Annotated in this window: 8 protein-coding genes; all 8 read right to left on the minus strand. The window is 61.1% G+C overall.

The genetic code is table 11. The features are described from left to right. Window positions 1-5: 5 nt before the first annotated feature. The gene (locus PMI09_RS17465) at window positions 6-2,990 is read right to left on the minus strand and encodes a 2-oxoglutarate dehydrogenase E1 component (RefSeq protein WP_007796984.1); all 2,985 of its coding nucleotides are present in this window, start codon (window positions 2,988-2,990) and stop codon (window positions 6-8) included. 161 nt (window positions 2,991-3,151) lie between these two features. Further along, window positions 3,152-4,057 carry a succinate--CoA ligase subunit alpha gene (gene sucD / locus PMI09_RS17470; protein ID WP_007796987.1) on the minus strand — a complete coding sequence of 302 codons (906 nt, stop codon included), beginning with the start codon at window positions 4,055-4,057 and terminating at the stop codon, window positions 3,152-3,154. Window positions 4,058-4,076: 19 nt separating this feature from the next. Next, window positions 4,077-5,270, minus strand: coding sequence for an ADP-forming succinate--CoA ligase subunit beta (gene sucC, locus PMI09_RS17475; protein ID WP_007796991.1), 1,194 nt, complete (start codon window positions 5,268-5,270; stop codon window positions 4,077-4,079). Window positions 5,271-5,310: 40 nt separating this feature from the next. Next, window positions 5,311-6,273: a malate dehydrogenase gene (gene mdh / locus PMI09_RS17480; protein ID WP_007796993.1), complete on the minus strand. Its 963-nt coding sequence runs from the start codon at window positions 6,271-6,273 to the stop codon at window positions 5,311-5,313. A gap of 180 nt (window positions 6,274-6,453) precedes the next feature. Continuing rightward, window positions 6,454-7,617, minus strand: coding sequence for a cell division protein ZapE (gene zapE / locus PMI09_RS17485; RefSeq protein ID WP_007796996.1), 1,164 nt, complete (start codon window positions 7,615-7,617; stop codon window positions 6,454-6,456). A 48-nt stretch (window positions 7,618-7,665) separates the two neighbouring features. Beyond that, a complete protein-coding gene (locus PMI09_RS17490) occupies window positions 7,666-8,175 on the minus strand; it encodes a protease inhibitor Inh/omp19 family protein (protein ID WP_007796999.1) in 510 nt (169 codons plus the stop codon). Between the two features lie 223 nt (window positions 8,176-8,398). After that, window positions 8,399-9,178 carry a succinate dehydrogenase iron-sulfur subunit gene (locus PMI09_RS17495; protein ID WP_007797002.1) on the minus strand — a complete coding sequence of 260 codons (780 nt, stop codon included), beginning with the start codon at window positions 9,176-9,178 and terminating at the stop codon, window positions 8,399-8,401. A 12-nt stretch (window positions 9,179-9,190) separates the two neighbouring features. Next, window positions 9,191-10,969 (minus strand): succinate dehydrogenase flavoprotein subunit (gene sdhA, locus PMI09_RS17500; protein ID WP_052026552.1); only part of this gene is annotated, 1,779 nt, incomplete at its 5' end.

Consider the following 10,969-nt stretch of genomic DNA (forward strand, 5'->3'; position numbering starts at 1 on the left):
ATCCCTTAGCCGCCCAGCGCATCCTCGAGGAATGCGGCGAGCTGCGACAGATGCTTGGACATCAGACCCGTCGCCGGCGAAGCGGCGGCCGGACGACCGGTGTAGCGGACGCGCTGGTACTTCGCATCGATATGGGCGAGCACCCATTCCAGATACGGGTCGATGAACGACCATGCGCCCATGTTCTTAGGCTCTTCCTGGCACCAGACCATCTCTGCGTTCCGGAAGCGGCTGAGCTCGTTGATGAGCGCCTTTGCCGGGAACGGATAGAGCTGTTCGACGCGCAGCAGGTAGATGTCGTCGACGCCACGCTTTTCACGCTCTTCCAGAAGGTCGTAATAGACCTTGCCGGTGCACATGACGACGCGGCGGATCTTGTTGTCCTTCTGCAGCTTGATCGGGCCGTCCTTGATGACCTCCGCATCGTCCCAGAGCAGGCGATGGAAGGAGGACTCGCCGGCGAGTTCCGCAAGGCTGGAAACAGCCCGCTTGTGGCGCAGCAGCGACTTCGGCGTCATCAGAACGAGCGGCTTGCGGAAGTCACGCTTCAGCTGCCGGCGCAGGATGTGGAAGTAGTTCGCCGGCGTCGTGACGTTGGCGACCTGCATGTTGTCTTCAGCGCAGAGCTGCAGGAAGCGTTCGAGGCGGGCCGAAGAGTGCTCGGGGCCCTGACCTTCGTAGCCATGCGGCAACAGGCAGACGAGACCGGACATGCGCAGCCACTTGCGTTCGCCCGACGAGATGAACTGGTCGAAGACGACCTGCGCGCCGTTGGCGAAGTCCCCGAACTGGGCTTCCCAAAGGGTCAGCGCGTTCGGACGAGCCAGCGAATAGCCGTATTCGAAGCCGAGCACCGCTTCTTCCGAGAGCATCGAGTTGATGACTTCATAACGGGCCTGGTTGGGCGACAGGTTCGCAAGCGGAATAAAGCGCTCTTCGCTCTCCTGATCGTAGAGAACCGAATGACGTTGCGAGAACGTGCCGCGTTCGCAATCCTGACCGGAGAGACGGATCTTGTGGCCTTCGACCACCAGCGATCCGAAGGCAAGCGCCTCAGCCATCGCCCAGTCGAGGTTCTCACCCGTCTGGATCATGTTGGCGCGGTTTTCCATGAAACGCTGGATCGTGCGGTGCGCACGGAAGCCTTCCGGAATTTCCGACAGCTTGCGGCCGATATCCTTGAGCGTCTTCATCGGAACGGCGGTCTTGCCGCGGCGTTGCTCGTCGGCATTGTCAGCCGTGCGCAGGCCCGACCACTCGCCGTCCAGCCAGTCGGCCTTGTTCGGCTTGTAGCTTTGGCCGGCGTCGAATTCCTGCTCGAGATGCGCGCGCCAATCGGCCTTCATCCTCTCGACTTCGCCGTCGCTGACGAGACCCTCGGCAACAAGGCGGTCCGCATAGATCTGCAGCACGGTCTTGTGAGCGCGGATGACCTTGTACATCTTCGGCTGCGTGAAGGACGGCTCGTCGCCTTCGTTGTGGCCGTAGCGACGGTAGCAGAACATGTCGACGACGACAGGCTTGTGGAACTTCATGCGAAATTCCATGGCAATCTTGGCAGCGTAGACAACCGCTTCCGGATCGTCGCCGTTGACGTGGAAGATCGGCGCCTCGATCATCTTGGCGACATCGGACGGATAGGGCGACGAACGCGAGAAGGCCGGATTGGTGGTGAAGCCGATCTGGTTGTTGATGATGACGTGCATCGTGCCGGCAACGCGGTGACCGCGCAGGCCGGACAGGCCGAGGATCTCTGCAATCACGCCCTGGCCGGCAAAAGCCGCGTCGCCATGGATCAGCAGCGGCAAAACCTTTGCGCGCTCGGAAAGCGGAATGGTGTCGCCTTCCCAGACGGTAGCGCCCATATCCTGCTTGGCGCGGGCCTTGCCCATGACGACAGGGTCGACGATTTCGAGGTGCGACGGGTTGGCCGTCAGTGACACGTGAACCTTGTTGCCGTCGAACTCACGGTCTGAGGACGCCCCGAGGTGATATTTCACGTCGCCCGAACCTTCGACTTCATCAGGTGCGTAGGAACCGCCCTTGAACTCGTGGAAGATGGCGCGGTGCGGCTTGCCCATGACCTGTGAGAGCACATTCAAGCGGCCGCGGTGAGCCATGCCGAACACGGCTTCGCGAAGGCCGAGATGGCCGCCGCGCTTCAAGATCTGCTCGAGCGCCGGGACGAGCGATTCACCGCCATCGAGACCGAAGCGCTTGGTGCCCTTGAACTTCACGTCGAGGAACTGCTCGTAGCCTTCGGCTTCGACCAGCTTGGCGAGGATTGCCTTCTTGCCTTCCGGTGTGAAGGCAACGCCCTTGTCCGGGCCTTCGATGCGCTCCTGAATCCAGGCCTTCTCTTCCGGATTGGAGATGTGCATGAATTCGACGCCGAGGGTCGAGCAGTAGGTGCGCTCGAGAATCTCGATCATCTCGGGCAGGGTGGCGTATTCGAGGCCGAGAACGTTGTCGATGAAGATCTTGCGGGAATAGTCGGCCTCGGTGAAGCCGTAAGCTACGGGCGACAGTTCCTTGTAGTCTTCAACAGGCGCGGCGATCCCGAGCGGATCGAGCTTGGCATGCAAGTGACCGCGCATGCGGTAGGCGCGGATCATCATGATGGCACGGACGGAATCGCGCGTTGCCTGCAGGATATCGGCGCCATCGGTCGGCTTGCCGGCGGCTTCCGCTTTGCCCTTGACCTTGGTCTCGATGATCTTTTCAACAGTGCCCCAATCACCGTCGAGCGCCGATACGAGGTCGCTCTTGGGCTGCAGAGGCCAATCCTTCTTGCGCCAGGATGCACCCTTGGCCGCCTTCTTCACATCTTCCGGATTGTCTTCCAGCGCCTTGAAGAAAGACCGCCACTCCTCGCCGACCGAGTTCGGGTCTTCCTCATAGCGCGCATAAAGCTGCTCGATATACGAAGCATTGGCGCCATCCAGGAACGAGGTAATCTGAAACTGCTCGTTGGCTTCTTGCCGTGCCATGGTTACATGCGGACGCTTTCGTCCGCCTCCTGACTTGTGAATCCGCCGGATACTCGACCGGCTTGCCGCATCTGTCGTTAGCCGCCTGTCCGCGGCTCATTTCATTTCGAAGTCGAGATCCGGGCAGACAGTAAGAACCGCTGCCCGGGTTATAGATTGGATTAGCCCTTGAGGACTTCAACCAGCGTCTTACCGAGGCGAGCCGGGGACGGCGATACCTTGATCCCGGCCGATTCCATGGCCGCGATCTTCGATTCCGCATCGCCCTTGCCACCGGACACGACAGCACCGGCGTGGCCCATCGTACGGCCCTTGGGAGCCGTACGGCCAGCGATGAAACCGGCCATCGGCTTTTTGCGGCCCTTCTTGGCTTCGTCGATCAGGAACTGTGCCGCGTCTTCTTCAGCCGAGCCGCCGATTTCGCCGATCATGATGATCGACTGGGTGGCTTCGTCTGCGAGGAACATTTCCAGGACGTCGATGAACTCGGTGCCCTTGACCGGATCACCGCCGATGCCGACGGCCGTCGTCTGGCCGAGGCCTTCGTTCGAGGTCTGGAACACCGCTTCGTAGGTCAGCGTGCCCGAGCGGGAAACGATACCGACCGAACCCTTGCGGAAGATCGAGCCCGGCATGATGCCGATTTTGCATTCTTCCGGCGTCAGGATGCCCGGGCAGTTGGGCCCAAGCAGTCGCGACTTGGAGCGGTCGAGGCGAGCCTTGACGCGGACCATGTCCATAACAGGGATGCCTTCGGTGATGCAGGTGATGAACGGGATCTCGGCTTCGATCGCCTCGATGATCGCGTCGGCGGCGCCTGCCGGCGGAACGTAGATCACGGTCGCGTCGGCGCCGGTCTTTTCCTTGGCCTCGGCAACGGTCGCGAAGATCGGCAGCGAGGTGCCATCGACGCCCGACGACCACGATTCGCCGCCCTTTTTCGGATGAATACCGCCGACCATCTTGGTGCCGTAATAGGCGAGCGCCTGTTCGGTATGGAAGGTGCCGGTCTTGCCGGTCAGGCCCTGAACGAGAACCTTCGTGTCTTTGTTGACGAGAATAGACATTCTTTCCGGTCCTTCCAGATTAGGCTTTGATCGCCGCGACGATCTTCTTCGCCGCATCGTCAAGGTCGTCGGCTGCGGTGATCGCCAGGCCCGACTCGTTGAGGATCTTCTTGCCAAGCTCGACATTGGTGCCTTCGAGGCGCACGACGAGCGGAACCTTAAGACCGACTTCCTGAACAGCCGCGACAACGCCTTCGGCGATGACGTCACAGCGCATGATGCCGCCGAAGATGTTAACGAGGATGCCCTCGACCTTCGGGTCGGCGGTAATGATCTTGAAGGCCGCAGCGACCTTCTCCTTGCCGGCGCCACCGCCGACGTCGCAGAAGTTCGCCGGCTCCTTGCCATAGAGCTTGATGATGTCCATCGTCGCCATCGCAAGACCGGCGCCGTTGACCATGCAGCCGATATTGCCATCGAGGGCGACATAGGCGAGGTCCCACTTCGAGGCCTCGATTTCCTTGGCGTCTTCTTCGGTCTCGTCGCGCAGCGCCTTGACGTCGTCATGGCGGAACAGCGCATTGCCGTCGAACGACATCTTAGCGTCGAGAACGCGCAGGTGGCCGTCCTTCATGACGATCAGCGGGTTGACTTCAAGCAGAGCCATGTCCTTTTCGCCGAAGGCCTTGTAGAGCGCCGGGAACAGCGCCTTTGCGTCTTCGGCGGCAGCGCCGTCGAGCTGCAGCGCCTTGGAGATCGCAGCAACATCGGCAGCCGTGACACCGGCTTCCGGATCGATCGCAATCGTGTGGATCTTTTCAGGCGTGTCGTGAGCGACGGCCTCGATGTCCATGCCGCCTTCCGTCGAGACGACGAAGGCAACGCGGCCGACGGAGCGATCGACGAGCAGCGAGCAATAGAGCTCGCGAGCGATGTCGGCGCCGTCTTCGATGTAGAGGCGGTTGACCTGCTTGCCAGCTTCACCTGTCTGCGCCGTCACCAGCGTATTGCCGAGCATTTCCTTGGCGTGGGCAACGACTTCGTCGATCGACTTGGCGAGGCGAACGCCGCCCTTCGCGTCAGGGCCGAGTTCCTTGAACTTGCCCTTACCGCGGCCGCCGGCGTGAATCTGGCTCTTGACCACGTAAAGCGGGCCGGGGAGCGACTTGGCGGCAGCTTCGGCCTCCTCGACCTTGAGGATCGCCACACCTTGCGCGACCGGCGCGCCATAGCCCTTCAGCAGGGCCTTGGCCTGATATTCATGAATATTCATGGGTCTATTCCTGTTTGGATGACGTCAGCGCGTGGTCTGATTACTTGAGCGCAGGCGCGATGTTGATGCAGGCTTCGCATAGGCCGGCGACAGCGCCGACAGACTTGTCGAAGGCTTCCTTCTCGGCCTTGTTCAGGTCGATCTCGATGATGCGCTCGACGCCGCCGGCACCAATGACCGTGGGAACGCCGACATACATGTCCTTGACGCCGTACTGGCCGGTCAGCTGAGCCGCGCAAGGCAGGACGCGCTTCTTGTCCTTGAGGTAGGATTCAGCCATTTCGATCGCGGAAGCAGCCGGCGCGTAGTAGGCCGAGCCAGTCTTCAGCAGGCCGACGATTTCGGCTCCGCCATCGCGGGTGCGCTGGATGATTTCTTCCAGACGCTCCTTGGTGACCCAACCCATGGTGATAAGGTCGGTCAGCGGGATACCTGCGACCGTGGAGTAACGAGCGAGCGGCACCATGGTGTCGCCGTGGCCGCCGAGAACGAATGCCGTGACATCCTGGACGGAAACGTTGAATTCTTGGGAGAGGAACAGGCGGAAGCGCGAGCTGTCGAGCACGCCGGCCATGCCGACGACCTTGTTGGCAGGGAGGCCGGAGAACTTCTGCAGCGCCCAGACCATCGCGTCGAGCGGGTTGGTGATGCAGATAACGAAAGCGTTCGGGGCGTACTTCTTGATGCCGGCGCCGACCTGTTCCATGACCTTGAGGTTAATGCCGAGAAGATCGTCGCGGCTCATGCCCGGCTTGCGGGCGACGCCGGCGGTGACGATGCAGACGTCCGCGCCTTCGATCGCGGAGTAGTCGCTGGCGCCCGTCAGGTTGGCGTCGAAGCCCTCGACCGGAGAGGACTGAGCAATGTCGAGGCCCTTACCCTGAGGAATACCGTCGGCGATATCGAAGAGAACGATGTCGCCCAGTTCCTTCAGGCCGGCGAGATGCGCCAGCGTGCCACCAATCATGCCAGAACCAATGAGTGCGATCTTGTTACGCGCCATTTCGCTGTTTCCTTTGCGATCAAAATTCGTCAGGCGACGCGCGGAGGGGGCATCGCCCAATGCCGCCATCGCATAGCCCCAAAGCCAAAAAATGGCAAACGATTATTTTTGAGCGAGGAATTTCAATCGTTTAGATCATAAAATTCTTACGTAAACGTAATATAGATTGTCACCAAAGCGTTACTCGGCAGCCCGTCGCTCATGGTGCAATGCGAGATACTCGGCGCTGCGCATTTCGAAAAGACGCGAGACAGTGCGGTCGAACTCGAAGCCCTCGGTACCACGCGCTTGTGTCAACAAATTTTCAGGCATCGCTGCTGCGGAGACATAGAGCCGCACCGCATGATCGTAAAGCGTATCGATCAAGATGATGAAGCGCTTGATCTGATTCCGTTTGTCAGGCCCCAGCAATGGCACGTGTTCGAGGAAGATCGCATCGAAACGCTCTGAAATCGCGAGAAAGTCAGCCGGACCGAGCGGTTTTTCGCAAAGGTCGGCAAAGGAGAAGCGCGCGATGCGATCGACTGCAAGGGGAACGTGGATTGAGCGCCCTTTCATCGGAATTTCGAGCGGTTGCGCCTTTCGCCCATGCAGTGCCTGAGTCCAGGACGCTTCCATCGCCATGTCCGTGCGCTCGTCGATGGGCGTCAGGTAGACCGGCTGACTGTCGAGCTTCTCCATCCGGTAATCGGTCGGCGAGTCGAGGGTCACGATCTCGACATTCTGTTTCAGAAGGTCGACGAAGGGCAGGAACAGGCTTCGATTGAGGCCGTCCTTGTAAAGATTGTCGGGCTCGACATTCGAGGTCGCGACCAGCAGGCATCCGCGCCGGAAAAGTTCGGAGAAAAGCCGCGACAGAATCATCGCATCGGCAATGTCCGTCACGGTAAACTCATCAAAGCAAAGCAGTTCGGCTTCGTCATAGAGAGCAGCAGCGACGACCGGAATGGGATCGGCCTGCTTCGTTTCGCCCTGCTTCAGCTTCAGCCGGTGTGCCGCAATGCGGTGGTGCACGTCGGTCATGAATTCATGGAAATGCGCGCGCCGCTTCTTCGCGCAGGGCGCCATCCCGAAAAACATATCCATCAGCATCGTCTTGCCGCGGCCGACGCTGCCGTGAATGTAGAGCCCCTTGACCGATTCCGACGGCTTCTTCTTGTTGGCGAACAACCAGCCGAGAGCGCTTGCCTTTGCCGCCGGCCGCCTCTGCTTCAGCGCCGACAGAACCCGGTCCAGACATTTCGCCACATGCATCTGGGCTGAATCGATTTGAAGCGCGCCCGAAGCCGTCAGCGACTTCAACTGTTCGCTGACGCTCAGGGAATAGTCTGGCATGGGTTGCATAAAGGAGGTCCGCCTATGCAGGATCGGCGGCCTTCGCCGCCTGATCTTTTAACGGCTGAGGCTGATCGGCTGGCCGGTATTGGTCTGGCCGCTAAAGGCGTTGTCGGCAGTCTTGTAGACGCTGCCGATCTGATTGCCGCTGCGGTCCTTCAGGATGACCTGCTTGCCCGTGACTTCCCAGGAGCCCATCGCCGTCAGTTCGCCGACGCAGCCGCGCGTACCGCCGCGCGAGCCGCTGCCAAGATTGGTCAGCGTCAGGAACATGTCGCAGGACCCGTTGACGCGCCAGCTGCCGACCATCGATTCCTTGGTGACATCCATCGCATTCGCGGCCATGGCGCCGGGCTGGCCGCCGGCGACAGGTGCCGTGGTCGTCGGAGCGGCAGGGAACTGGGAAGAGCCGGAAGGCGGCGGAAGCTGCCCGCCCTGAACCGAAGGAACCGGCTGCGCCGTGAGCGGCGCCGGGGCAGAATAGCTTGCATCATTGTAAGCGGTGCGCTGGCAGCCAGCTAACGACAGAATAACCACGAGACCTGTCGCCATATGTCTGAACTGCATCATGATACTCCTGATTTTTCCAGTATTGTCCTGAAGTTGCCGCGCAATCACGGCGGAATTATCTTGAAAGGCTGTATTGAATCAAGCCAGCGCGAGGAGAAATTGTGTCGATGTGGGAGCAACGCCGTAAACCCGAGACAAATTTGGCGCAATCCCGGGCAAATCAAGGCTCCGTGATCGGATAAAGAAAAGGGCCGCATCTGCGGCCCTCTTGCTGGATCGATCAGACGCGGCGCTCGACCATCATCTTCTTGATCTCGGCGATCGCCTTTGCCGGGTTCAGACCCTTCGGGCAGGTCTGCGCACAGTTCATGATGGTATGGCAGCGATAGAGGCGGAACGGATCCTCGAGATTGTCGAGGCGCTCGCCGGTCGCCTCGTCTCGCGAGTCGATCAGCCAACGGTAGGCCTGCAAGAGAACAGCCGGGCCGAGGTAACGGTCGCCGTTCCACCAGTAGCTCGGACAGGAGGTCGAGCAGCAGGCACAGAGGATGCACTCGTAAAGGCCGTCCAGCTTCTGGCGATCCTCGTGGCTCTGCTTCCACTCCTTGGCCGGCGTCGGTGAAACCGTCTTCAGCCACGGCTCGATCGAGCGATGCTGGGCATAGAAGTTGCTCAAGTCGGGAACCAGGTCCTTGACGACAGGCAAATGCGGCAGCGGATAGATCTTCACCGTGCCCTTGATGTCGTCGAGGCCCTTGGTGCAGGCCAGCGTATTGGCGCCATCGATGTTCATCGCGCAGGAACCGCAGATGCCCTCACGACAGGAACGGCGCAGCGTCAGCGTCGGGTCGATCTTGTTCTTGATATAGAGCAGACCGTCGAGCACCATCGGGCCGCAATCGTCGACATCGATGTAGAAAGTGTCGATCGACGGGTTCTGACCGTCATCCGGGCTCCAGCGGTAGACGCGGAATTCGCGGGTGTTCTTCGCACCCGCCGGCTTCGGCCACACCTTGCCTTCGCGCATCTGGGAGTTCTTGGGAAGAGCGAGTTCAACCATGTCCAGTTCCTCTTAGTACACGCGAGCCTTGGGCGCGATCTTCTTGGGATCGATGCCCTCTGCGATGAGCTCGGTGTGAACCGGGCGGTAGTCGAGCTTGACGTCGCCGGCGTCGTTGACCCAGGCGAGCGTATGCTTGCGCCAGTTGACGTCGTCGCGGCCGGCAAATGCGCCTTCGGTGTAGTCCTCTCGCGCATGCGAGCCGCGGCTTTCCTTGCGCGCCTCGGCGCCGTAGATGGTGGTGATGGCATTGGCCATCAGGTTCTGTAGCTCGAGCGTTTCCACGAGGTCTGAGTTCCAGATCATCGAACGGTCAGTGACCTTGATGTCGCGCATTTCCTGCCAGATGGCCGAGATGCGCTTGCAGCCCGATTCCAGCGATTCCTGCGTGCGGAACACGGCAGCGTCTTCCTGCATGGCGCGCTGCATCTTCTCGCGCAGCACAGCCGTCGGCGTGCTGCCGCTGGCGTGACGCAGGCCGTCGAAGCGATCCATGATCTTGTCGCAGGCAGCGACGTTGAGGTGCGGGATTGGGGCCGCACGGTCGATCACCTCGCCGGCGCGGATCGCGGCAGCGCGGCCGAAGACCACGAGGTCGATCAGCGAATTGGAGCCGAGGCGGTTGGCCCCATGCACGGAGGCACAGCCGGCTTCACCGACGGCCATCAGGCCGGGGATGATGCGTTCCGGATTTGAGCTGTCGGCATTCAGCACTTCGCCCCAATAATTGGTCGGAATGCCGCCCATGTTGTAGTGAACGGTCGGCAGGACCGGGATCGGCTCGCGCGTCACGTCGACGCCGGCGAATATCTTGGCGCTCTCGGAAATTCCCGGCAGGCGTTCATGCAGAACGCCCGGATCGAGATGGTCGAGATGCAGGAAGATGTGGTCCTTGGCCTTGCCGACGCCGCGGCCTTCGCGGATTTCCAACGTCATGCAGCGCGAAACAACGTCGCGCGAGGCAAGGTCCTTGGCCGAAGGCGCATAGCGTTCCATGAAGCGTTCGCCCTCGGAATTGACGAGGTAACCGCCTTCGCCGCGCGCGCCTTCGGTGATGAGACAGCCCGAACCGTAGATGCCGGTCGGGTGGAACTGCACGAATTCCATGTCCTGCAAGGGCAGGCCGGCGCGTGCCACCATGCCGCCGCCGTCACCGGTGCAGGTGTGGGCAGACGTTGCCGAGAAATAGGCGCGGCCGTAACCGCCGGTCGCCAGCACCACCATCTTGGCGGCGAAGCGATGGATCGTGCCGTCGTCAAGGCACCAGGCAACGACGCCGGTGCAGCGGCTGCCGTCTTCCGACATGATCAAGTCGAGCGCGAAATACTCAATGAAGAACTCGGCATTGTTGCGCAGCGACTGACCGTAAAGCGTGTGCAGGATGGCATGGCCGGTACGGTCGGCAACGGCACAGGTGCGCTGTACCGGCGGGCCTTCGCCGAAGTTCTGCATGTGGCCGCCGAACGGGCGCTGGTAAATCTTGCCTTCCTCGTTGCGCGAGAAGGGCACGCCGTAATGTTCGAGTTCATAGACCGCCTTCGGCGCTTCCATGGTGAGATACTGCATGGCGTCGACGTCGCCGAGCCAGTCGGAGCCCTTGACGGTGTCGTAGAGGTGCCACTGCCAACTATCAGGCGTCATGTTCTGCAGCGAGGCGGCGATGCCGCCCTGGGCCGCGACCGTGTGCGAGCGGGTCGGGAAAACCTTGGTGATGCAGGCCGTGCGGAAACCCTGTTCGGCCATGCCGAGCGTGGCGCGAAGCCCGGCGCCACCGGCGCCGACGACGATCAC

Origin of the sequence: Rhizobium sp. CF122, assembly GCF_000282035.1 — a bacterium.
GTDB lineage: Bacteria > Pseudomonadota > Alphaproteobacteria > Rhizobiales > Rhizobiaceae > Rhizobium.